23 protein-coding genes and 1 pseudogene are annotated in these 21522 nt (G+C 56.2%); 14 read left to right on the top strand and 10 right to left on the bottom strand.

The features are described 5' to 3' along the window. Window positions 1-53: 53 nt before the first annotated feature. Window positions 54-449: a winged helix-turn-helix transcriptional regulator gene (locus CPH89_RS22295; RefSeq protein WP_053255626.1), complete on the bottom strand. Its 396-nt coding sequence runs from the start codon at window positions 447-449 to the stop codon at window positions 54-56. A 91-nt stretch (window positions 450-540) separates the two neighbouring features. On the opposite strand from CPH89_RS22295, the gene CPH89_RS22290 reads away from it, so the two are divergent. Continuing rightward, the gene (locus tag CPH89_RS22290; protein ID WP_053255625.1) at window positions 541-1455 is read left to right on the top strand and encodes an aromatic alcohol reductase; all 915 of its coding nucleotides are present in this window, start codon (window positions 541-543) and stop codon (window positions 1453-1455) included. On the opposite strand, the gene CPH89_RS22285 is transcribed toward CPH89_RS22290, so the two are convergent. After that, window positions 1430-1975 (bottom strand): putative natural product biosynthesis protein, encoded by a 546-nt coding sequence (locus tag CPH89_RS22285; RefSeq protein ID WP_053255624.1) that lies wholly within the window; start codon window positions 1973-1975, stop codon window positions 1430-1432. The two genes, CPH89_RS22290 and CPH89_RS22285, sit on opposite strands and share 26 nt — an antisense overlap. Before the next feature lie 62 nt (window positions 1976-2037). Then, on the bottom strand, window positions 2038-2421 hold the full coding sequence (locus CPH89_RS22280; RefSeq protein ID WP_053255623.1) for a DUF2946 domain-containing protein: 384 nt from the start codon (window positions 2419-2421) through the stop codon (window positions 2038-2040). A 194-nt stretch (window positions 2422-2615) separates the two neighbouring features. Between CPH89_RS22280 and CPH89_RS22275 the strand changes: the two genes are divergently transcribed. Together CPH89_RS22275 and CPH89_RS22270 are read left to right on the top strand one after the other, a co-directional pair. After that, window positions 2616-3224: an SCO family protein gene (locus tag CPH89_RS22275; RefSeq protein ID WP_053255622.1), complete on the top strand. Its 609-nt coding sequence runs from the start codon at window positions 2616-2618 to the stop codon at window positions 3222-3224. Then, complete coding sequence (locus CPH89_RS22270) at window positions 3224-3709, top strand: copper chaperone PCu(A)C (RefSeq protein WP_053255621.1); 486 nt, start codon at window positions 3224-3226, stop codon at window positions 3707-3709. Before CPH89_RS22275 ends, CPH89_RS22270 begins: the two co-directional genes overlap by 1 nt. A 129-nt stretch (window positions 3710-3838) precedes the next feature. On the opposite strand, the gene CPH89_RS22265 is transcribed toward CPH89_RS22270, so the two are convergent. Then, window positions 3839-4168 carry a DHCW motif cupin fold protein gene (locus CPH89_RS22265; protein ID WP_053255620.1) on the bottom strand — a complete coding sequence of 110 codons (330 nt, stop codon included), beginning with the start codon at window positions 4166-4168 and terminating at the stop codon, window positions 3839-3841. 140 nt (window positions 4169-4308) lie between these two features. Between CPH89_RS22265 and CPH89_RS22260 the strand changes: the two genes are divergently transcribed. Next, window positions 4309-4791 (top strand): HIT family protein, encoded by a 483-nt coding sequence (locus CPH89_RS22260; RefSeq protein WP_053255619.1) that lies wholly within the window; start codon window positions 4309-4311, stop codon window positions 4789-4791. 135 nt (window positions 4792-4926) lie between these two features. Here CPH89_RS22260 and CPH89_RS22255 read toward each other — a convergent pair whose 3' ends face one another. Together CPH89_RS22255 and CPH89_RS22250 are read right to left on the bottom strand one after the other, a co-directional pair. Continuing rightward, complete coding sequence (locus CPH89_RS22255; RefSeq protein ID WP_053255618.1) at window positions 4927-5400, bottom strand: GNAT family N-acetyltransferase; 474 nt, start codon at window positions 5398-5400, stop codon at window positions 4927-4929. Between the two features lie 12 nt (window positions 5401-5412). Further along, a complete protein-coding gene (locus CPH89_RS22250) occupies window positions 5413-5847 on the bottom strand; it encodes a GNAT family N-acetyltransferase (protein WP_053255617.1) in 435 nt (144 codons plus the stop codon). 612 nt (window positions 5848-6459) lie between these two features. On the opposite strand from CPH89_RS22250, the gene CPH89_RS22245 reads away from it, so the two are divergent. The 5 genes and pseudogenes from CPH89_RS22245 to CPH89_RS22225 all read left to right on the top strand — a co-directional run bounded on the left by CPH89_RS22245 (window position 6460) and on the right by CPH89_RS22225 (window position 12203). Beyond that, window positions 6460-9147 carry a phosphoenolpyruvate carboxylase gene (locus tag CPH89_RS22245; RefSeq protein WP_053255616.1) on the top strand — a complete coding sequence of 896 codons (2688 nt, stop codon included), beginning with the start codon at window positions 6460-6462 and terminating at the stop codon, window positions 9145-9147. A 64-nt stretch (window positions 9148-9211) separates the two neighbouring features. Further along, window positions 9212-10267, top strand: a complete 1056-nt coding sequence (locus CPH89_RS22240) for an NAD(P)-dependent oxidoreductase (RefSeq protein ID WP_053255615.1) — start codon at window positions 9212-9214, stop codon at window positions 10265-10267. Window positions 10268-10294: 27 nt separating this feature from the next. After that, entirely contained in the window at window positions 10295-10948 is a 654-nt protein-coding gene (locus CPH89_RS22235) for an RraA family protein (protein ID WP_053255614.1), read from the top strand. 38 nt (window positions 10949-10986) lie between these two features. Continuing rightward, window positions 10987-11371 (top strand): annotated as a pseudogene (locus CPH89_RS22230) (cytosine permease); the annotation flags it as partial. 406 nt (window positions 11372-11777) lie between these two features. Beyond that, the gene (locus tag CPH89_RS22225) at window positions 11778-12203 is read left to right on the top strand and encodes a hypothetical protein (protein ID WP_053255612.1); all 426 of its coding nucleotides are present in this window, start codon (window positions 11778-11780) and stop codon (window positions 12201-12203) included. Window positions 12204-12413: 210 nt separating this feature from the next. Here CPH89_RS22225 and CPH89_RS22220 read toward each other — a convergent pair whose 3' ends face one another. Beyond that, window positions 12414-12974, bottom strand: coding sequence for a tetratricopeptide repeat protein (locus CPH89_RS22220; protein WP_232005398.1), 561 nt, complete (start codon window positions 12972-12974; stop codon window positions 12414-12416). A gap of 216 nt (window positions 12975-13190) precedes the next feature. Continuing rightward, a complete protein-coding gene (locus tag CPH89_RS22215) occupies window positions 13191-16304 on the bottom strand; it encodes a metallophosphoesterase (RefSeq protein WP_081006351.1) in 3114 nt (1037 codons plus the stop codon). A gap of 940 nt (window positions 16305-17244) precedes the next feature. Here CPH89_RS22215 and CPH89_RS22210 point away from each other — a divergent pair. The 4 genes from CPH89_RS22210 (at window position 17245) to CPH89_RS22195 (ending at window position 19639) form a co-directional block, all read left to right on the top strand. Further along, complete coding sequence (locus CPH89_RS22210; protein ID WP_053255609.1) at window positions 17245-17502, top strand: hypothetical protein; 258 nt, start codon at window positions 17245-17247, stop codon at window positions 17500-17502. 233 nt (window positions 17503-17735) lie between these two features. Continuing rightward, entirely contained in the window at window positions 17736-18227 is a 492-nt protein-coding gene (locus tag CPH89_RS22205) for a GNAT family N-acetyltransferase (protein ID WP_053255608.1), read from the top strand. Window positions 18228-18245: 18 nt separating this feature from the next. Then, a complete protein-coding gene (locus CPH89_RS22200; protein WP_053255607.1) occupies window positions 18246-18671 on the top strand; it encodes a GNAT family N-acetyltransferase in 426 nt (141 codons plus the stop codon). Window positions 18672-18745: 74 nt separating this feature from the next. Further along, window positions 18746-19639 carry an AraC family transcriptional regulator gene (locus CPH89_RS22195; RefSeq protein ID WP_053255606.1) on the top strand — a complete coding sequence of 298 codons (894 nt, stop codon included), beginning with the start codon at window positions 18746-18748 and terminating at the stop codon, window positions 19637-19639. On the opposite strand, the gene CPH89_RS22190 is transcribed toward CPH89_RS22195, so the two are convergent. Then, entirely contained in the window at window positions 19581-20168 is a 588-nt protein-coding gene (locus tag CPH89_RS22190; protein WP_053255605.1) for a LysE family translocator, read from the bottom strand. The two genes, CPH89_RS22195 and CPH89_RS22190, sit on opposite strands and share 59 nt — an antisense overlap. A 103-nt stretch (window positions 20169-20271) precedes the next feature. Continuing rightward, window positions 20272-20703: a winged helix-turn-helix transcriptional regulator gene (locus CPH89_RS22185; protein WP_053255604.1), complete on the bottom strand. Its 432-nt coding sequence runs from the start codon at window positions 20701-20703 to the stop codon at window positions 20272-20274. A 107-nt stretch (window positions 20704-20810) separates the two neighbouring features. Between CPH89_RS22185 and CPH89_RS22180 the strand changes: the two genes are divergently transcribed. Beyond that, window positions 20811-21509 carry an SDR family oxidoreductase gene (locus CPH89_RS22180; RefSeq protein ID WP_053255603.1) on the top strand — a complete coding sequence of 233 codons (699 nt, stop codon included), beginning with the start codon at window positions 20811-20813 and terminating at the stop codon, window positions 21507-21509. Window positions 21510-21522 lie beyond the last annotated feature (13 nt).

The following is a 21522-nucleotide window of genomic DNA, read 5'->3' as shown; positions in this document are numbered from 1 at the left end:
TTCGTAACAATCCAATGCCTTGGGTAACCACGACGGGGCGAACCCTGGGTTGATCACGTGTTGTCGAAGCGCTCCCGCGCCTGGCGAAACCCTTCACCGTTTTCCACCACCCAGGTCCACAGCGGAATCATGTGCACCAGCAGTTCAGTCCCCAGGGCCGAGAGCGCGTATTCGACCCTGGGCGGCACTTCCTGAAAATCATGACGCAGCACCAGGCCGTCCCGTTCCAGCTGGCGCAACGTGCGCGTCAGCATGCGCTGGGTGACCCCCTGCAGGCGGCGGCCGATCTCGGCGTGGCGCAAGCGTCCGGATACGCCCAATACATGCACGATACCCAATGACCAGCGGTTGCCCGCATGGGTCAACACCTCACGCTTGAGGCCATCATCGTCAGCGCTCAGGGCATCGCACGCCTCTTGCGAGCGGCGGATGATCTCGTCGTTATCCATAGGGGGCTCTCGGTATCACGGGTGTGCCTTCTTATGCGCGGCGATTAATTCTGCAAGCATGCCACGACTTTCATCACCGACGGAGAACCCTATGACTGCCTCTTCCATGCTGGTACTCGGTGCCGGCGAATTGGGCATGGCCGTGCTGCGCGAGTTGGTTGTATTGGCCGCGCCGCATAACACACGCATCGCGGTGTTACTGCGCCCCGCCAGCCTGCAATCGGCTGCGGCGCAGACCTTGCGCGAGCAGGGTGTCGAGGTGTTGGCCGGCGATCTGCAGAACGACAGCCAAAGCACCCTCGCCGCGCTCTTTTCGGGCTTCGCCACGGTTATCTGCTGCACCGGTTTCGCCGCCGGCCCCGGCACACAAACCAAACTCGCACGGGCCGCCATCGAAGGTGGTGTGCAACGTTATATACCGTGGCAGTTCGGCGTGGATTACGACGTGATCGGGCGCGGCAGCCCGCAGGATACGTTCGATGAACAGCTGGACGTACGCGACCTGTTGCGCGGGCAACAAGCCACCCAGTGGCTGATCATCTCCACGGGCATGTTCACCAGCTTTCTGTTTGAACCGTCGTTCGGCGTGGTCGACCTGACGCAACACCGCATGCACGCCCTGGGCGACTGGGACACTGCGGTCACCGTGACCACGCCGCAAGACATCGGCAGGTTGACCGCACGCATCGTGTTTGCCGAACCCGCGCTCGGTAACCAAGTGGTGTACACCGCAGGCGATACCCTGACTTATCGGCAACTGGCCGACACCGTCGATGCCGTGCTCGGTATCACGCTCAAGCGCGCGTGCTGGTCAGTGCCAACGCTGCTCGCGCAGCTGGCACGAACCCCGGACGACAACCTGCAGAAGTACCGCGCAGTATTTGCCCAGGGCAACGGCGTGGCCTGGGACCCCGCCGTGACCTTCAACGCTCAGCAGCAGATCGCCGTGACCAGCGTCGCGCAGTGGGTTCGCCTTAACCTCACGGCACCGACAACCAGCCGCTGAAGCCCTCTTTTTGCGTCAGCGGGCACCAGGCAAAATCGCCGGTCGGGGCCGGCAGTCGCTGCTGTTCGACGCCGACCACCGCCGCGCCCTTCCAATCGAAAACCGTTGAATCGCGCCAGGCAAGGACCACGCCCTGGGCCTGGCTTTGATCGGTATTGATCCAGCGTGCTGCCGCTGCCGCCATGAACGCCTCGATGGGCTCGTCGTCGATCTGCAGTCGATACGGCGACGTGAGCAGCCAGCGGCAGACATTCAGGTGATAGGTCCAATCCTGCGGTGTCTGGTTGCGGTAGGCCCAGGTCATGAAGCTGCGAAACAGGTTCAAGCCCTCCGGCGGATCAAGCTTGAGCAGTGCCGGGCAGATATCGAACAAGGTGTGCCAATGCGGCAACAGGCGTGCATCCAAATGCACGAAGCAGCGGGAATTGCTGGGGTATTCGGGCCGCAACGGCTCGGCGCGCAAGCGCCGGGACGCCTTGCTGACCAGGCGGCTGGCGCCGGCAGGCAATAGATGGTTCATGGAACGCACTCACAGTCGTGACGATAGAACGCCTCCTGATCACAGGAAGCCCAAGGCACACGTCAGAATGCGGGGGAAGCGCGCGGGTTGGCCGAGGGCCAGGCGTAGCGCGGCGGGGCTTTGTTGCGGCGCTCGTGGGCCGGGCGCGGGGTTTGCTTGAGGCTCAGCAACCAGGCCAGGCCGATGAGGAACACGATAGCCACGGTCACGGCAGCGCACACCGGGCAGGCAAAGTAGTTCGAGATGTTGCTGGAGGCCGGGATACCTGACCCTTGGTCGGAAACTGGCGCCTGGCTACCGTCCACCGAACAGAACGCCCCGCCGATGCCATTGAGCTGCTGGCCCAACATTTGCCCATGCCCCAAACCGCAGGCGAACACGTTCATCAGCACGCAAAAGTACAGGGCCCAGGCGATCAGCGAACGGTCAGGGTGGCTCAATTTCATGGCGGCGACTTTACCATCGAAGCCGCAAAGGGATGAAGCACCACGCGCCCCTGTGGCAGAACGTCGCAGATTCCGCCGACTGGCCAGGGTTGGTAGACTGGGCGCCCTCCTCGTTTCTACCTTTCAAAGCCTGGCTTTCGCAGCCTGATGTGTAGATCCAGAGCAATGCAGGCGTTTCACAGGATGCACAGTTGATGAGTACGTTATTCACCCGCCGCAAAGTGCTGACCGGTATGGGCCTGCTGGGCCTCGGCAGTTTGCTGGGCGGTTGTGACTACAGTCCCAAGCTGAACTTCAAGTACGGCAAGGACCTCAGTGACAAGATCATGGGCCGCACCTTCAAGCTCAAGAACACTGATGGCGAAACCGTCACCCTGAGCTCGTTCCGTGGCCTCATGCCCGTGGTGTTCTTCGGTTTCACCCAGTGCCCGGCCGTGTGCCCGACGACCCTGGCCCGCGCCGCCCAGGCCAAGAAGCTGATGGGCCGCGACGGCGAGATCATGCAAGTGGTGTTTATCACCCTCGACCCCGAGCGCGACACACCGGAACTGCTCGACCGCTACGTCAAGGCCTTCGACCCCAGCTTCGAAGCGCTGTACGGCACCCCGGAAGAAATCGCCGTGGCCGCCAAGGAATTCGGGATCTTTTATGAAAAGATCCCCGCCGGTGACACCTACACCCTGTCCCACACGTCCACCAGTTTCGTCTTCGACACCCGCGGCAATCTGCGCCTGGGCCTGTCGGCATCCCTTACCGCTAAAGAGTGCGCAGAAGACCTGCTCACCGTCATGGAGGTCTGCTAATGACTGCCGTTCAACACCTCAAGCGCATCACCTTCGGCCTGACCCTGCTGGGCCTCGCGGCGCACGCCAGCGCCCAGGTACACGTGAGCGACGCGTGGGTCCGCGCGACCGTGGCGGGCCAACCGTCCAGCGGCGCGTTCATGACCCTCACCGCCGACAGCGACAGCCAATTGCTCAGCGTTGCGTCACCGGTGGCCAAGGACGTGCAGATCCATGAAATGAGCATGAAAGACGACGTGATGCGCATGGGCCCGGTGAAGTCGGTCGCCCTGCCCGCCGGCAAAGCAGTCAAGCTCGACCCGGACGGTTACCACGTAATGCTGATGGGCCTGACCGGCCAGATCAAGGAAGGCGACCAGGTGCCGCTGACCCTGACCGTGGAAAACGCCAAGGGCGAGAAACAGTCGATTGAAGTGAAAGCGCCGGCCCGCGCCTTGAATGACATGGGCGACATGGGCGGCATGGACCACAGCAAGATGCATTGAGCCGCACCCGTCAGCACACGCCCGGCACCGCGCCTGGGCCCTGAATGATTAGCTCAACAGCGAATTTGCGTACGCCGCAAATTCGCTTTTTTGTGGGCGCTGGGTGGGGTGTTTCGCCAGGGGTGAGGCTCAATCCACAATAAACAGCTTCGCCCCCGTGCGGGTGGAGGAGCGATGCCCTTCCATGTCGTTGCCCACCTGGTAACTCATCCCGGCCGTCAGCGTGAACTGGCGGCCATCCTCCAACTCGGTGTGTAACTCGCCCTCAAGGCACAGCAGGACGTGCCCGCGCCAACACCAGTGGTCGGCCAGGTAGCCGGGGGTGTACTCGACCATGCGCACACGGGTGGTGCCAAACTGGCAAGTGCGCCACACCGCATTGCCGGTAACGCCGGGATGCGTCACGGGGTCGAGGCTGGACCAGTCGGTGATGCCAAACGGGACGGCGGTCAGTTCCATGGTGGGCTCGCAGATCAGTGAACGGGGCCCAACACTATCCACCCGGCAGACGCTGGGGTAGACACAGATCGCGCGCTTTTGCGCGATACAGGCGCCCGTGCTTGTTATCCTGCCCGCCCTGCTCTCATGGACGCGTGCTTATGCAGATCGACCCCGCTTTCATCCTTGCTGAAACCGAGCACTGGTTGCTCAACCATCACCTGGCCTCAAAACTGCCGGGTTACCTGATGCTCGGCGCCAAAGCCCCCATCGACAGCCTCGCCGACATGCCCGAGGCCGCACTCGCGGAGCTGGGGGGCTTACTGGCTCGCACTCAACGGGTGATGGAGGCACAGCTGCGGCCGAAATGGCTGTATATCAGCCGCTATGGGCATATGCCGGGCTTTCCACTGCATTTTCATTTCATCCCGGTGTATGACTGGGTAAAGCAGGCGTTTTGGCGGGATCAGCGGTATCGGGTGCTACAGGGTTTTGGCGCACAGGAACAGGCGTTTACCGATGGGGCGGAGTTGACGTTGTTTGTGTGGCGCGAGTTTGGCGAGAGCCTGACGCCGCCAATGATTCAGGGGGCTTCGGTCGAGCAGGTGATTGAGCGGCTGCGTGCGGCCTTCAGCGCCGCGTGAAGAGCAAGTGTGGGAGCTGCCGAGCTTTAGCGAGGCTGCGATAGCGGTGTATCAGGCGACACCTATTTTGACAGTGCCACCGCCATCGCAGCCTCGCCGGGGCTCGATAGCTCCCACAGGGTTCGGCGGTGTTCGTTACACCGCCGACAGCCGCTTTACCATCGGGATGCACGCCAAGGTTAACCCCGACGGCGAGTGATACACCGCCTGCTCTTCGCCCACATACCCGCACGCTCTGTAGAAGCTCGCCGCGTTCAACGTGGCGTCCAGCACCACCTGTTCAATCGCTGATGCCCGCGCGAGCTTTTCCAGGTGCTCCAGCATGTGTTTGGCGTACCCACGGCCGGTGAACGCCGGCAGTACAAACAGCGCGCCCACTTCATTGTTGTCGAGGTCGAGCATGCCAGTGGCGACCGGTTCACCCTGTACCCAACCCAGGTAAAACGGTTTGTCCATCAGCACGCTGTAGCCGTCCTCAGCGCTGCCTCGCGTCCACAGCGCCATTTGCTCAGCGGTGTAGGCGCCGATGCATTGGCTGCGAATGGCTTCGCGGCGGATGTGAAACGCGGCGTTGGCGTCATCAGGGGTGGCCCGTTTGATTTCGAGCATTGCGTGGTCCTTTCATGCGTTTTCATGGCCCTCGCGGGTGAATGAATAACGGTCGATATCCGTTCGTAGCGTCCAGCCCTGGCCTTGCCAATACTGAGCCGCGTGGGTGTTGGTCTTGAACACGTCGAGGTGGCATTTGTGGATGCCCTGCTGCTCCAGCGCGGTGAGGCAACGCTCGACCAGCGTTTGCGCGATGCCCTGACGGCGAAAGCCCGGCAGCACCAGCAAGTGCTGCAAATACCCGCGCCGCCCATCATGGCCGCACATCACACAGCCGATCAACCGGCCTGCGGCTTCGGCGACAAAACTCATCTGCGGGTTACGCGCCAGATAACGCTGCGTGGCCTCGCGGCCGTCGGCATCGCGCAGGGAAATGCCGGGGGTGTTTTGCATCAGTTCGAGCACAGCGTCGTAGTCGGTTGGGGTCATGACGCGGATCGTAGGCATGGCATGAAACCTTGTGGGAGCGGGCTTGCCCGCGATGGCGGTGGGTCAGGGTAAAAACGGTAACAACGGGGTCAGACCACGATAATTTTTACTGCCCAGGCGCGCACGCCTTGGGTAGGACGCTCAATGCGAAAAATGACTCTAAAGGGCTGGCAATAAGCCTGCTCTGCTTTTTCCATACATTCGAGTTTATGAAGAATTGTTTAGGTTGCGCTCGCAGGCCGTGGCTAGGCGAGATTCCTGCTTGGGCAAGCGTTTTTTGAACGAGTGAATTTAATGTCGAAGAATCAGGGTTTTAGAAATCAGCGCGGCACTGAAACAGCACTCAGCGTTGGGTTTTTTATTAGCTCCCTATCATTTTTTCCTAGCGTTCTATTCCAAAAAGGTCTTTTGTCGACAAATTCGGCGCATGTTTTATTTCGCGCAGATGTAACAAGTTGTTTCATTTTTTTGCCGTTTTTCGGTACCGACAAGGGGGGCTTTCTGTCGGCGAACAGGTGAGTTCCGTTCGTTACGACGCGGTGGGTTAAGCCTGGGACATTGATGATTTTGCGTGTGCCTGTTCGGCACACTGCAAACAAGGGATTTGTACAATTATCGAGGCTCGAACCCATGAATCATGTGATCAATTCCATACTGGAAAATGCATCAACTCGCCCGTCATTGCGCCATACCAACCCCGCGTTACTGCATGACGTTCTATGGCGAGCACTGGAGCACGCACTCAAGGCCAACACAGATGACGCTTCCCAAACCCCGCACACCCGAGCCTGCCTGAGGATCTACGCCGAAATTGATACGCTGTCGTATCTGGACAAGGCTGATGCGAAATTGGCGGCGGCGTTGGGCAAGGCGTTCTTCGAGTCCCGCTCCAGCAAAGACGTCGAGGCGTTCTGGAAGTTGTTGCTGATCAAGCAGCTGCTGTTCGAATTGTCAGTCAGAAGCGTGGCGACCCAGATTGCTTCGCAAGCCAGCCTGCCCCGTCAGTTGCTCACGCTCGACTCGCAGTTGATTGCGGCGCCGGCCGGGGTAAATATCAGCCTGGGGCTGCTGTGCAAAGAGACCGACCAGCTCAAGCATTCCGTCGTGCTGGCCTTGCAGAAACTGGCGCAGCACGTCGAAGACCGTGGTCTCAAAAAGCCCCAAGTCACTGCGCAGCTGTTGCTGAAGTTATACAACGCCGTGTGGTCGGGCAGTAATGGCACCGATATCGAGTCGCAGATTTTTTACGCCGACAGTGTGTATGACGCGTTGCCCGACGTGCATCACGCCCTGGGCCTGGCGACGCAGGAAAAATGGCTGAGCTTGTTTACCTGGTTATACGGCGACAAGGATGGCCGCCCCTATGACACCAACCAGCACACCGAAACCCTGGTCGTGGCGCTGGAAACCGCGCTGCGCAACCGCTACATCGCTGATATCGACAGCCTGATCAAGGCCGGCGGCGCACAGCATCGCCTGGAAGAGATTCGGGCACGCCTGGGCAAGGATCACCCCGCGCATTTCGAGCAGCCCGCTGAGCTGATCGAGGCACTGGGCAGCATCCGTTTTACCCAGCCGGCGGCCATCGACCGCCTGCTGCTGCGGGTGCATGCGTTTGGCTTTCACTACCTGGATATCGAGTTTCGTGAAAACGCCGAGATGTTCGCCAGCGTGGTCGATGAAATTCTGTCCAGCCAATGGCTGGAATCCATCGGCCTGGGCCAGGGCCTGCACTATCGCGAGCTGGATGAACGTGCGCGTCAAGCTGCGCTTGAGGTCGCGCTGGAAGGCGAGGCGGCCCAGACACCCGCGGCCCTGTGGCAAGGATATCTGCAACGCACCACGCCGATTTATACCAAGAAAGCCCAGCAATACGCCGGCCAGGATTACATTGCGCTGATGGAGCAGGACCCGAGCTATATCCGCATGCACGATGCGCGCAATGCGATTGAGCGGTTTGAAATGCCCGACCGTTATCGCGACAGGATGAAAATCCACGGGATCGCCGAGTACACCTCAGCCCTCAGCACGCTGGAGGTGCTGTTCTTGATGAAGGCGGCCCAAGTGCGCGACGGGATCGACATCGCCCTGCAACCCGAAGACCTCGCCGGTGCCGAGCGCACGCTTGCCACGGTGCATGAGGTGTACGAAAACCCGGTATACCGCCAGCACCTGGCAACACGCGGCAACCGCCAATACATCACGTTTGGCCCCAGCGACACGGGCAAGCAAGGCGGCAAGGCCATGCACAAACTGAATATGGCGATTGCCAACCAGCACAAGTCGATTGCGGCCCGCTACGGCATCGAAGTGGTCGCCCACGTCATCATGGGTGGCGAACACGCGCGGTGTAACGGGGTGATCGCCGAGACCTTGCAGGAGTTCGGTGCGCTGGACGGTCCGGAAACCCGGTTCATGCTGGCCGGGTGCGCAGAGATGCGCGCTCATCTGCTGACCCGCAACCAGTCCGTCAACTTTCTCAGCCAGTTGTACCGTATGCACGCCGAGCCCCAGCCACAACCGTCCGAGGCAGTCATCGCCGACAGGATTCAACGTTGGGGGGACGTGGTGCGCCGCTACCAGGCGACGTTCTTCGAGCACCCGGCACTGCCCGCTCTGCTGCGCGACCTGGCGCGATTTGACGTGGTCAGGGCCACCGCCAAGGGCACCCGGCCGCCTTCGCGTATCTTCAACATCAAAGTGTTCGAGTCGCGCCCCGATGCCATTCGTGCGATTCCCTGGACCCGCGCCTTGCTGGCCGGTGGGTTGCACAGCGAACTGATCGGCGTCGGGCAGTTCGCGCAAGAGCCGGCCACGCAGTTGGCGAAGGCCTTCAACGAGGATGAGAGCTTTCACACCTACGTCAAAGGCATGGCCTACGCCATTGCGCGAACCGACCTCAAATGCGCCTGGCTGACCTTGACCGGCAGCATCCCGGAAAAGGCCCACATCCTGGCGCTGGCGCAAGCCTTGAAGACCGAAGCCGTCGGCACGGCCGAACAACTGCTGGCCAGCCTGCACCTGGAAGTCATTGAAGGTAAGCGCTTTGTCCACAAAGCCACCACCGGCACCGAGCCGGCGGACCCGTGGAAAATCAAGGAAAGCAGCTTGCTCAATCTGTGGCCGAGCCTCAAGGCAGAGGTCTACCGCAAGGAAAAGAACCTGCGAATCTATCGGTTGTTTCTTATCTACGCCAAGCGCAATCCCGAGTTCATCCAGTGTTCATCGCTGAATGATTTCTACAGCGGGTTCCTCGCGGCCGTGAGTACCGACGCGGGCCTGGTCGATCCCGCAAGCGCGCACCATTTCACCTGGTGATTAACCCCGATACCCAGGGCAACCTGGGTATCGGCAGGCGCTACCCTTCAAGAGGATCAACTGTATGGCATTTACCACCCTGATACTCGATGCCCCCGGGCCGCCGTTACTGTTTGAGGAAGTCGATCGCTTTCTTGAGCTGGGCCTGGTCGTCACCCTCAACCTGCACTACTTCGCCGACAAAGACCGCATCCGGCAGCACTACGCCACGCGCATTCACTATGCCGAGATCAACTGCCATGACGAGCCTGCCTTTATTGCCGCGGTGACTCAGGCCGGGGGTTATAGCGTGTTCAAGACGCGCCTGAACATCCCCTTCGGTGCCAGCCTGATCCGCGCCGCCACCTCGCCCGCGCTGGCCACTCCCCTGCGCGCCATTGCCCAGGCCGGCACCGGGGTTAACCATATTGATCGGCTGGCGTGCGAGCAGTGTGGCGTGGCGATACTCAACACGCCAGGTTCCAACGCGGCCGCTGTTGCCGAATACGTCGTGGCCCAGGCGCTGTTTCTGTCGCGCGACCTGGATGACTACAACACCGAAACGCACAACGGCCATTGGGCAAAAGGCAGCTTGGCACCTGCCCGCGAATACGCCGAACTGACGCTTGGGCTGGTGGGCACCGGCAGCATTGCCCGGCAGGTGGCGCGCAAAGCTGCGGCGCTGGGCATCAAGGTGATCGCCACCGGGTCCGAGCGGTTTACCGAACCGGTGGCGCGCAACCTTGAGCTTGAACGACGAGCAAGCCTGGAACAGTTACTGGCCGAGGCGGACCTCGTCTCGATCCACGTACCGCTCACCCCGCAGACCCGCGGCTTGTTCGGCACTGCCGAGTTCCGGCAGATGCGCCAGGGTTCAATCCTCATCAATACCGCTCGCGGCGGGATCGTCGACGAGCACCAGTTGGCAGCCTTCATGCGCCAGTTTCCCAGGCATATCAAAGCGGTCGCCATCGATACCTTTACCCTGGAAAAAGACCGGTTCGACTCGCCACTGACCGGCATTCCCAACGCGCAACTGACGCCACACATCGCCGGCAATACCACCACGGCAATCAGGACGGCGTCGCGCCAGATCGTCGACAAGATCCACGCATTCAGTGCCGCCGCCAGCGCGCGTTAACCTACCGGACACAAGGAAGGCCACATCATGCAAACCTCTATTTTTACCCGTCTCAACGCCCTGAGTTGCACCGACCTCAGCGATGCGATGGACCGCCTGAAGATTGTTTGCCAGTGCACCGACATCATGCCTCTGGACCGCTCGTTCAACCTCACAGGCAAAGCCTGGACCCTGCGCTACGGCCCTATTGGCCTGGACGGCGGCTCGGTGGGTGACTACATCGACGACCTTGAGGCCGGCCAAGTGGTAGTGATCGACAACCAGGCGCGGCTCGACACCACCGTGTGGGGCGATTTGCTGACCTCCACCGCCGCCCGCAAGCAGTTGGCCGGAACGGTGATTGACGGTATCTGCCGCGATGTCGACCGTGCGCTGGCGCTTAACTACCCGATCTTTGCCCGGGGTAACTGGATGCGCACCGGCAAGGATCGCGTGCGTGTCGAAGCGATCCAGGCGCCCGTTACGCTGGGCGGCGTACGAGTACAGCCCGATGATTGGTTGCGCGGTGACGGTGATGGCCTGGTAGTGATTCCGGCCGGTTCACTGAGCGAAGTGCTGGCGGTGGCCGAAGAAATCCACCAGGCCGAAGCGCATATTCGTGCGGCTATCGAGGCGGGCGTTCCTTTACGCAAAGCCCGCGCCGATTACGGCTACCACGCCTTGCAGACCCCGCGCCGCTGACGGGCCGACGACAGAAGCCGCAGCGGGTGCGGCTTCAGTTGATGCCGGTGCTGTTCCTGCTCAACGTGATCAGCCACAACGCCCTCAACCTGTACGGCGCGGTGCTGTCGAATCTTCACCCTGGTGCAGACCTTCGCGTATCGCTGGATTCCAACCGCCAAAAGCCGCGCGGTGATCTCCATCCTCGTACTCGCCGCCTGCGCGATTGCAGCCGTGTTCGCCGGCAAAGACTTCATCGGCCACTTCGTCGACATGGTGCTGGCATATGCAGTGGGGATTGCGGTGCAGATTGCGTTTATGAACACGCCGCTGTATGTGGAGCCGATTTCCGAACGCATTAACGGGGCGGATTTGTCTTGGGTGGTGGGGTTGGTGGTGACGTCGCCGTTGTATTTTTGGTTGGCGAGTCGGGGTAGTGCTTAAAAGCGACGGATGGATAGGGGAAGTTGGTGGGTGGGGTTTGAGTGAACCGAATGTAGTGTTTTGAGACGGATGGGTGGAACCATCCATATCGTGGCTTTGCGGCTGGGGTGTGGGTGGTTTTTTTGTTTTTGGCCGTAGGCGAACCGTTTGCTGTCGGCAAAACGCAAACGTCAGTGAGTAGCTGCTAGCAGCCTACGAAGCTTGCACACCACTCAGACTCAATAGGGTTTATTGCCATGACAACTCTCGGGCGTCGGGCGACGGCTCGGCGCTGGAGGCGCAATAAGATGGCTGGAAAAAAGTGAGCTTTTTCTTAAGGTGATGGCAATTTGACGCGCCGTTGTGCAGCATGGCCAGCCGGGCCAAAAATACCGAATAGCGTCCCGGTAAACCAAGGAAGAAAGTGATGAGAGTGATTCTTGTGCTGTTGTTGTTGATTAGCGGCAACGCCTTTGCCGGCTGCGACAGCATTGGCGATTCGGACCAACGCGCTTACTGCAAAGCCAAGGAAGGCCATGGTAGCTGCAACTCTATCTCCGACAGCGACCTGCGCTACACCTGCAACGCGGAAACCAATGGGAGCAGCTGCAATAGCATCAGCGACAGTGACCAGCGTTATTACTGCAATGCCAAGACCAATCATGGAAGCTGCAACTCCATCTCCGACCGCGACCTGCGCTATGCCTGCAATGCTGAAACCAACGGAGGCAGCTGCAATAGCATCGACGACAGTGATCAGCGCTATTTGTGTAACGCGAAAACCAACAACGGTAGCTGCGGTTCAATCTCCAACAGGGACCTGCGTGCCCAATGTGATGCTTTGAAGCGCTGATTGAAAAAATATTGGGGGTCAGGCCACCTTTATTTAAATGTGCTCTAACCCCTACTATTTAAGAGAATGATTTAAATCAGTTGTTATGTGTCGTTGGTGCATATGTAAATGGGCTGAAGCCGTACCTGCCAGAAGCGGCCTGGCAATGCCCGTAAAGCAAAACAATAAATCTTGTGGCGATTGGTGCTTATTTATAGTCGCGCATCCCTATTATCGGTTCTTCTGCAGGTACTTGAGGGTAACGTTCAGCTTCTTGTGGCAGTCTAGAGTTTGGGGGTGGTTTTCGCCAAACTCTTCCAAGAAGATTGCGCAAGCTATTTTTAAATGATCATTTGCGCTCTGATAGTTTCGAGATCGAATTAAAGCCCAACCCAAATTTCCGTGTGCAATTCCAATATTCAGGTGCCCCTCAGGGTAGTGCTGCTCATCTATCTGAAGGGCGCGCTGGAGCGATTCAATACCATTATTTATCTGACCATTAAGCGTGTATGCCTGGCCTAAATATGTCCAGCGCCCCCCGAGGCCGGGGTCATTTTTGTCAATATTCTGGTCGATCTCTAATGCGGTTTTAAAGTAAGTGATAGCGGAATCGTATTTTTCACTCGCCAAAAGACGCATGCCAATTTCGTGACTTAAAAAAGATAACTCTTGATCATTTAGATAATCACCACTTTTTTGTGACTCGTAGCTTTCGATCATATTGTTAAGTCCAATATCTGCTGACGAAAGGCTTGGAAGCAGAGAAAGAAAAAGAACCAAAGACAAACGCATATATCCCCTAATTCACATAACGTTTGGTTAAGGGGCGGCGGAACGCCGTCCCAGCGAGCGACTTAAACCATGTGTTAGACGCAGAACGGGGCCAGACCACCATTATTTTAACTGTGGACTGACCCCGTTTTTTCGCTCTCAGTTGTAGGCCACCTACAGGTCACGACTAACGATCGTGACCTGTGTCGAGAAAAAACTTTGACTTCCACTCTCAACTTAGTCCTTTTCTAGATCCCCCAGAGTTTTTGCACGTTTCTCATCGATATGCCGTAAAAATTGCCCTTTATATACTGATCGTTCACTACTTGATGAGCCTCGAAGAGCATTAAAGGCATCACCAATGCAGTCCCTTATTGACTCTAATGAGTTAGAAGGCGCTTCAAAATAATATAACGTTAGAAGTCGAATAAATACTGCCTGCGTAACAATATTATTCGCACTCGCCTCCTTTATTAACTTACAAATCGCTTGTATGCTTGCCCTGTTTAAATTCTCTATCGTGAGCATTGTGGATAGGAAACGTATACACTGACTCGGATTGTTCGTTTCAGCCAGAATAAAATTTTCAAGCTTGGGTGTAGCCAAGGACTCCGCCATTAAAGATGAGATCAGTTGAGGGATCATCAATCTTATAAAGCTTTTAAATTGTTCTGGAGACAAAAACTCAAGCTCAGGCGGAAGGTCGTCTGGGAAGTCGTCTGGATTTATTTCGTGAAAATACTTTGTTGTGGAAACAATAATTTTTGACCACATAGTAAGAACATCATTGAGGCACTGCTTTTTTAGCTCGACATCATCAATTAGCTCACTATTCCTTAATATATTAGAGTATGCTTTTAACGCACCTATGAAATGCATTTGGCTTGATAGTGGGGTACTAGGGTGCCTTTGTCTAGCATGGTCATGATCAATAGACGCCTTTGAAGGGACTTCTGCTTCTTCAATGAATCTAGCTCTATGGTTGTCATCAATGGGAGTATTTAAAAAATCGTCCTCCATTTTCGTTAGACTTTCCGACTGATTAAATATTCCTTGTTCACTACCGTGACTTTCAAACAAAGATATGTCAACTTCAAACTCGGACTCGGCGAGTAGTTTTCGACAACAGTCCCTAGCTGAAATTAGAATATCTTTCCGATCCCGGTGAAGGCCTGTAAGTAGGTCTAGCTCGGTTGTATAGCTTGAGATTGAAAGTGGGGTTAAAACCTTTGCCAGCGCCTCTACACTATCAGCAAGTTTGTTTGCTAGGAAAAAAGCCCTAAAGCAATCGAATTTAAATGATATTTTTTGATTACTCTCATATAGTAAGCCTTTCCTAAGAAGCTCCTCTGTGAAGCCCCTTGAAGGGACGGTGAGCCCCCTCTTATTAAAGTAAGTAGATACAAAAACCTCAAATTCATTCGAATTCACCCATTCTGCGCTTGCCTCATCCATGGCGGTAGATAGTTCTGATAGAAAATGGGACTGAATATTGGAATCATAGTTAGATCGCGATTTTGACTCTGTAAATTTTTCCAGAAGACCAAAAATTAGTGCTTCTATTGCGGACGCTTGATTTATTAGTTTGGCTGTGGGCTGCTGCTCTATTACCCATAGCAATATAGATACTAAGAAAGGGGTTTGTGGTACATTCAACTTGGATAATAACTTTTTTACAAGCGCGAACCGTTCTTCAGAGTTTTGGTCATGCTCACCGAACCATTTTCTTACTAACTCCTTCGTGTGCCTTATCTTGAATGAGTGTATATAAACAACGGCCGGGTTGTTTTTTAAAGACGGAAGCTTTTCAAGACTAAGATCATCCTGCAACTCTTCGTTTGTAGCCAGTATATATCGAGGCGCTGGGTATTTCTCTCTAAACTCCTCAATTAATTTTCTATGAGCAGAACTATGCAGATCAAAGCTATCGAAGATAACCAATGCTTCACCGCCCTCTAATAGAGTGACTAGATCCCTTTTAAGGATTTCGTTACCTAAAAACTCTATTGCTTGAGTAATGATGGCTGCCACTGTCAACTTATAAAGTATTGAGATATCAATCAACAGGCCAACCCTTGCACTCCCATGAAACTCCATAAATTTATTGACTGCAATATGATTTAGCAGTGTTGATTTTCCAGACTCTCTTTTCCCGATAAAAATAATGTCTATTTTTTCTTGCGACAAGCTGTATAGACTTACGACCTCATCAGTATCTTTTGTATCAAGATCATCACTAGCAGCAAGACTTTTCTCACTTTTCTTTGCCAGCGGCGGCTCAACAAAGATAGATGATAAGTGTTTTGGTGCAATATCGGACGCCGAAAAAGATAGGAGCTTTGAATTAGCCTTTTCTAACGCTGCATTTATTGCGGTACTTGAAATAGATGTTTTGACTCCGCCGTTATTTTTCGACAAACTAAACTCATACACTCCATCCTTCGCGAATCTTGGGGAGATATCAAACTCATCTCTCTGACTATAATACTCCCGCGCCTCTATCTTTAATACGCTTTCCTTGCTATTAATATCTATAATGGAATAGCCGTTATAGTGATCTCTGCTTTCGTAGATACATCCTGTGTTGCTAATCAATAAACTCCCCAATGTTGATATTGTTTGTGACGCATTATTGCTATGATTGTGCCCGCACAAAAGAAGATCAAAGTTAGTTGACAGCACTCGTTGAATTCTATTCTTTTCTTCCGGAGCCAGCCAATCTAAAGTGTGATGCATCATTGCAATCTTAATATCACAACCATCTATCTCCGCAAGTGAAAGTTCAATTTGCCGCTCGCCAACATATAGACTATTTCTATCTTTGCTCCCTCCACCAGCGGTTCGCCATGTACTATTTAAAGAGATCACACCTACTTGCACAGAGTCAATTTCTAGCTTTTTTGTTGTGAATAGCATATTCCCCGCATATGCTGAAGAATCAATTCTTCTTAAAAGCTCTACATAGCCGCTTAAGTGCCCCAAAAGTGGCGTGTCGCCTTTGCCAATAAGATTTTCGACTAGCTTATTTGCCTCTTCAGGGGTGTTTATGCTGGTAAATATTGACTCGTACAAATCCTCTCTATCCTTGAGACTTACATCATGATTTCCCGGACAGGATAAAAATACCGCCGTAGAGTTTGAGGAGCGAAGTATCCTCCTTATTATTACTTCTTGAGCGCCAATAGCGCTCTTTGACGTATTCCCTCTGTTAGCAATGTCACCAGTGCATAATATTGCATCTATTTTCTTATTGCTATTCGCCTTGATTACATCCTCACATAGCGCGTTAATTATCCTTGCGTGATCAGCACTATTAGTAACATGTAGATCTGAGATGTGTAAAATTCTCATTGCTCTGTCCTTGATTTACCCATGTATGTTCCACTGACCCACCTGTTGAGACAGGCGACAAATTATAGTTCGAAGAGCATTCTGCACAGTTCGAATTCTGGCATTAAGCGAAGTAAATTGCATTCTTTAATGCGCTAGCACTAAAGTTGTATACAGTCATTTTAAATCTTCCTCCATTAATTTTTATGGCCAATTTTCGTATTTGAAAAACCTTCACGCCTAAGCCAGAACGTTCTTAATTTTTGAGTAGTATGCATTGATCATAATAATTATTTGGTAACTGTATGCCACAATGAGTGCTTAACCTACCGAATTAACACCAACGAGTGCAAGTTGAATCGATTTATATTTTGCGTAACCAGTTGATTGTGTTCTGTAGACTGCTTTCTGCCACTCACGCTCGAAGCCTCTCGGCTATCTATAGCTCTGTACGCGAGGCAGTTATCGGCCACTTTATGCCTGTCATGTACGCAAACCTGCTGGTAAAAACCGATGTAAAAACTGACTAGGTCGAACGCAAATGGATGAGTCGGTTTTTGGAGCCACCCAAACTCTCCTAAAACCCAGTCAGATATGTCTTACAAAATCGAAAGACGCATCCACGATGCTGATCAGTCCTCATGCACGCATCACCTTTAAACACGCGGTATAGAGCACTAAACCTCTGATTTAACCTTTACCCAGAATAGTCAATGCTTCCGCAAACCAGCCTACAACCACAACAGCCCCCGTTGCCTCGCCAAAATCAGCCATCTATAGTCCGCTACGTCGCCAGCTTGATCGGCGATGGGATTCGCAGCCCTAAAAAAGAATTACCCAAAACCGTTGAGCCCACCAGATCTGTTTCCGGAGATGCCTTGTTCAACGGCAGTTCAATACTTTTTCTTTCTTAGGGATTTCTACCTTGAAAATTCAACACCCGCCCCGCCGCTTCACCCCCATGTCCCAAACCGCAACCGAATACCCTGTCCTCCTCATCGACAGCGACGCCCCGCTCAGCGAGCTTCACGCTTGCGCCAGCGAACGTCTCAACGCCGCCCTCGCCTACCTGCACCTGATGGCCTGTTCCAATGTCTCCGACTATGCCGAGCACGACATCAATACGGTCGCCAATACCGCTCGAATCATGGTGCAGGATGTGGCGGACGTGTTTACGGTGATGGAGCGGCGCGGGTTTGATGTGGCTGCTGTGAGTTGATGTGATGTGAGCTGTGTGGAAACCCGCTTTGGCGGGTTTTCTGGTTTTTGGTGAACTGAAACAGGGCTACTGATCCGGCTTTGAGAGTGCCTGTACCGCCGCCTTCGCAGCCTCGCCGGGGCTCTACAGCTCCCACCGTTTGAGCTTTGTTCGACGCTGCCAGTGCGGCGATGGCGAGTGTTTGGGCGTGCCGCTATGATGTGGCCTTTCGTTTAACGCCCCAGGAAACGCCCATGCCCGCCCTCACCTTCCGCAACGCCCGCCCCGACGATGCCGGCCGTTGCTTTAACATCGAAATCAGCGCTTACGAAGGCGATGAAGCCGCGACGCTGGAAAAGATCGCCACGCGCATTGCGCAGTACCCCGAGGGCTTTTTGATTCTGGAGGCGGATGGCGCGGTGGTGGGTTTTATCAACGGTGGCTGCGCGCATCAGGTGGTGATGTCGGATGAGGCGTTCAAGGAGTTGGTGGGGCATGCGGCCGAGGCGCCGAATGTGGTGATTATGTCAGTGGTGGTTGACCCGGCGCAGCAGGGCAAGGGTTATTCCAGGCTGCTGATGACTGAGTTTGTGCAGCGCATGCACGCAATGGGCAAGCAGACGATTCATTTGATGTGCAAGGAGCAGCATGTGCCGTTGTACACGCGCATGGGCTACACCTATGTGCAGCCTTCGCCGTCGGAACATGGCGGGATGGCGTGGCATGAGATGGTGATGGCGCTTTAACCGAGGAAGCGTTCTGTGATGACGGCAGCGCAGATTGAAATCAGCGACCAACCCCACCCCGACGCCGAGCGCCTGCTCGGCAACGGCCTGGCTGCGTTCAATGCAGCCATCACCGGTTGCAACGATCGCCTGCCGCTGACGGTGCTGCTCAAAGACCCTGACACGCGGCAGATTCTCGGCGGAATTACCGGCAAAACGTCCCTGGGCATGGCCTTTCTTGACCTGTTCCACCTGCCCGACGCCTTGCGCGGTTCTGGCCTGGGCAGCCAGTTGCTGCAGGCCTTTGAACACGAGGCGCGGCGGCGCGGTTGCCGCAACGCGGTGCTGTACACCCTGAGCTTTCAGGCGCCAGGCTTTTATGAGAAACACGGCTGGGTGCGGTTTGGCGAAATACCCTGTGAACCTGAAGGCAGCAGCCGGGTGTTTTTGTCTAAAGTGCTTTGATCAACGGCCATGGCGATGCAGCACCGGGCTGTGTAATGATCCCTGCTCGTTCCTCAAGGGATGGGGCCACCGCCATGACGCTGAACACCTCCGCTCACCCCGCGCAAGCGCCGCGCTTCTGGCGTGACGAGTGCTTGCCGTTCATTGAGGCGCGCACCATCGCCGACGGGCGCAAGGTGACGTATACCCGCCACTCCCACGAGCACTTTTCCATCGGCGCGATCACCACCGGGCGCAGTTATTACCACTACGGCGCGCAGACGTTTGAGATCAGCGCCGGCACGGTGGTGTTGATGAACCCGGGCGATGTGCATGCGTGCAACCCGATCTACGACCAGCCGTGGTCGTATCACATGCTGTACCTCGACACGCCGTGGCTGACTGACCTGCAATACCAGCTGGGTTTCAGTACCGACCAGGGTTATCGGCCGTTCAACACGCCGCACACCCGCGACAGCGTGCTGTACAACGGTTTGATCGAGCTCTACGCACTGCTGTTGGATGAGCAGGCCGAGTTGCTGCAAAAGCAAAGCGCGCTGGTGAGTTATTTCACCGAGGTGCAGCAGCGTTTGAACCCTTCGCTGACGCCGGTGCGGGAGGTCAACCACAAGCTGGAGCGCGCCGCCGAGTACATCCGCGCGCACTGCACCGAGGCGTTGAAGCTGGAAGATATTTGCCTGGCGGCCGAGTTGTCGCCGTCCTACCTGATCCGCGCGTTCAAACAGTATTACGGGCTCACGCCGCATGCGTTTCTGGTCAACCGGCGCATTCAGTTTGCGCGCACCCAGTTGCGCAACGGCGCGTTGATCGCAGACGTGGCGCTGGCGGCCGGTTTTGCCGACCAGGCGCATTTCCAACGCACCTTCAAACAGCATTTCGCCGCCACGCCCGGGCAGTACCGCGACTTGCTCAAGCCATCAGCAAATAACCCACACTGGCCACCAGCAACGCGGCCATTGAGCGGTTGAACAGGCGCACGCCGTGGGGGTTGCTCAGGTAGCGCCGCAGGAAGGTGCCGGCATACGCCCAGCACGCCACCGACAGGTAGCAGATCACCAGGTACAGCGCCGCGAACAGCCAAACCTGGCGCGCATCGCCATCGGCCACAAACAAGCCCATGCCCGCCACGCACGCCAGCCACGCCTTGGGGTTGAGCCATTGCATGATGGCGCCGTAGAGCATCGACGGCGCAGTGGCGGTGCCCTCGGCGTCGAGCCGGCCATCGTCGACCGCGAGTTTCCAGGCCATGTACAGCAAGAAGGCCACCCCGCCCCACTGAATCAATTGGGTGAGGAGCGGCCAGCGCACCAGCACTTCATGCAGGCCCAGGCCGATCAGCACCAACAGCAAGGTGAAGCCGACAGCGGCGCCGACTACGTGTTTCTGGCTGGCAACAAAGCCAAAGCGCGCGCCGGCGCTGAGCGCGACCACATTGACCGGGCCCGGTGTGATGGAGGTGGCCAGGGCGAAGGCCGCCATGGAAATGATCAAGCTCATTGCAGTTCCTTTTGATGATGCCGCGTGAAGATGGCATCACGGTAAAGGGCTGAGCGCGCGGGGTATTGAAGAAAATGCCCCTGGGTTCGTGGGCACGTTCCGTTCAGGCGGGTAGCTGGGTGAAGATGTCTTCGAGGCCCAGCACGCGGCCGTCTTCGGACAGGACCTCGACTTTGCGCAGCGGCTTGAGCGCCTGCGCATCCAGCAAACGGGTGCTGCCAGCCGCCGGCTCGGTGAAGGCTTCGCCCCATTGGGCCAGCGTCACCAGTACCGGCATCAGCGCGCGGCCTTTGTCGGTGAGTTGATATTCACTGCGCGCGCCAATTTCGCTGGTGTGCAGCAGGCCTTGCTCGACCATGTCCTTGAGGCGGGTGGCGAGGATGTTTTTCGCCACGCCCAGGTGCTTCTGGAAATCCCCGAAGCGCGTCACGCCAGCGTATGCGTCGCGAATGATCAACAGGGTCCACCAGTCGCCCACCACATCCAGCGCACGAGCAACCGGGCAGCAGTCGCCTTCCAGGCATTTGCGTTTCATCGTTGGGCCTCCCGTTAGTCAGAACTATTAGGTTGCATTATAGGACCAACAGGCTCAGGATAAAAACGGTTTCATCATTAAACCTAATTCGTTGCCTGGAGTTCATCATGGATATTCGTGGAAAAGTCGTACTGGTCACCGGCGCCAACCGTGGCCTGGGCAAAGCATTCGTCACCGCGCTGCTGGCAGCCGGCGCCGCCAAGGTGTACGCCGGTGCGCGCGACCCGGCCAGTGTCGATATTCCCGGCAGCACGCCGGTCGCGCTGGACATTACCGACCCGGCCAGCGTGCAGCGCGCCGCCGAGCAGTGCACTGATGTGAGTGTGTTGATCAACAACGCGGGTTGGCTCAAATACGGCTCTTTGCTGGCCGCAGACAGTGTTGAGAACCTGCAGCAACACTTTGACGTGAACACCTTCGGCACCCTGCGCGTGAGCCGCGCCTTCGCGCCGATCCTGGCCAAGCACGGCGGCGGCGCGCTGATTAATATCCTCTCGGTCTTGAGCTGGCTGAGCCCGCCCGGCACCGGCGGCTACAGCACCTCGAAAGCCGCCCAGTGGGGCCTGACCAACGGCCTGCGCGGCGAGCTGCGCGAACAGAACACCCTGGTGATCGGCGTGCACCCGGCCTACATCGATACCGACATGGTCGCCGAGGTGCAGGCACCGAAGAGCACGCCTCAGGAAGTGGTCGCCATCACCCTCAAAGCCCTGAGCGAAGACCGCGAGGAGGCCTTGATTTCCGACATGACTCACGCGGTAAAAGCCTCACTGTCGACCGACAGCCCGGTTTACCTCGCTCAGTGATCAACGAACCGTG

Origin of the sequence: Pseudomonas fluorescens (assembly GCF_900215245.1) — a bacterium.
Lineage (GTDB): Bacteria > Pseudomonadota > Gammaproteobacteria > Pseudomonadales > Pseudomonadaceae > Aquipseudomonas > Aquipseudomonas fluorescens.
The sequence above is the reverse complement of the archived record's forward strand: the minus strand, read 5'-3'. Positions and strand labels throughout refer to the sequence as shown.

Bases quoted from the DNA above. Each gene is read 5' to 3' on its own strand.
- CPH89_RS22295 (WP_053255626.1), bottom strand. From the start codon at position 449: ATGGATAACGACGAGATCATCCGCCGCTCGCAAGAGGCGTGCGATGCC.
- CPH89_RS22290 (WP_053255625.1), top strand. From the start codon at position 541: ATGACTGCCTCTTCCATGCTGGTACTCGGTGCCGGCGAATTGGGCATG.
- CPH89_RS22285 (WP_053255624.1), bottom strand. From the start codon at position 1,975: ATGAACCATCTATTGCCTGCCGGCGCCAGCCGCCTGGTCAGCAAGGCG.
- CPH89_RS22280 (WP_053255623.1), bottom strand. From the start codon at position 2,421: ATGAAATTGAGCCACCCTGACCGTTCGCTGATCGCCTGGGCCCTGTAC.
- CPH89_RS22275 (WP_053255622.1), top strand. From the start codon at position 2,616: ATGAGTACGTTATTCACCCGCCGCAAAGTGCTGACCGGTATGGGCCTG.
- CPH89_RS22270 (WP_053255621.1), top strand. From the start codon at position 3,224: ATGACTGCCGTTCAACACCTCAAGCGCATCACCTTCGGCCTGACCCTG.
- CPH89_RS22265 (WP_053255620.1), bottom strand. From the start codon at position 4,168: ATGGAACTGACCGCCGTCCCGTTTGGCATCACCGACTGGTCCAGCCTC.
- CPH89_RS22260 (WP_053255619.1), top strand. From the start codon at position 4,309: ATGCAGATCGACCCCGCTTTCATCCTTGCTGAAACCGAGCACTGGTTG.
- CPH89_RS22255 (WP_053255618.1), bottom strand. From the start codon at position 5,400: ATGCTCGAAATCAAACGGGCCACCCCTGATGACGCCAACGCCGCGTTT.
- CPH89_RS22250 (WP_053255617.1), bottom strand. From the start codon at position 5,847: ATGCCTACGATCCGCGTCATGACCCCAACCGACTACGACGCTGTGCTC.
- CPH89_RS22245 (WP_053255616.1), top strand. From the start codon at position 6,460: ATGAATCATGTGATCAATTCCATACTGGAAAATGCATCAACTCGCCCG.
- CPH89_RS22240 (WP_053255615.1), top strand. From the start codon at position 9,212: ATGGCATTTACCACCCTGATACTCGATGCCCCCGGGCCGCCGTTACTG.
- CPH89_RS22235 (WP_053255614.1), top strand. From the start codon at position 10,295: ATGCAAACCTCTATTTTTACCCGTCTCAACGCCCTGAGTTGCACCGAC.
- CPH89_RS22225 (WP_053255612.1), top strand. From the start codon at position 11,778: ATGAGAGTGATTCTTGTGCTGTTGTTGTTGATTAGCGGCAACGCCTTT.
- CPH89_RS22220 (WP_232005398.1), bottom strand. From the start codon at position 12,974: ATGCGTTTGTCTTTGGTTCTTTTTCTTTCTCTGCTTCCAAGCCTTTCG.
- CPH89_RS22215 (WP_081006351.1), bottom strand. From the start codon at position 16,304: ATGAGAATTTTACACATCTCAGATCTACATGTTACTAATAGTGCTGAT.
- CPH89_RS22210 (WP_053255609.1), top strand. From the start codon at position 17,245: ATGTCCCAAACCGCAACCGAATACCCTGTCCTCCTCATCGACAGCGAC.
- CPH89_RS22205 (WP_053255608.1), top strand. From the start codon at position 17,736: ATGCCCGCCCTCACCTTCCGCAACGCCCGCCCCGACGATGCCGGCCGT.
- CPH89_RS22200 (WP_053255607.1), top strand. From the start codon at position 18,246: ATGACGGCAGCGCAGATTGAAATCAGCGACCAACCCCACCCCGACGCC.
- CPH89_RS22195 (WP_053255606.1), top strand. From the start codon at position 18,746: ATGACGCTGAACACCTCCGCTCACCCCGCGCAAGCGCCGCGCTTCTGG.
- CPH89_RS22190 (WP_053255605.1), bottom strand. From the start codon at position 20,168: ATGAGCTTGATCATTTCCATGGCGGCCTTCGCCCTGGCCACCTCCATC.
- CPH89_RS22185 (WP_053255604.1), bottom strand. From the start codon at position 20,703: ATGAAACGCAAATGCCTGGAAGGCGACTGCTGCCCGGTTGCTCGTGCG.
- CPH89_RS22180 (WP_053255603.1), top strand. From the start codon at position 20,811: ATGGATATTCGTGGAAAAGTCGTACTGGTCACCGGCGCCAACCGTGGC.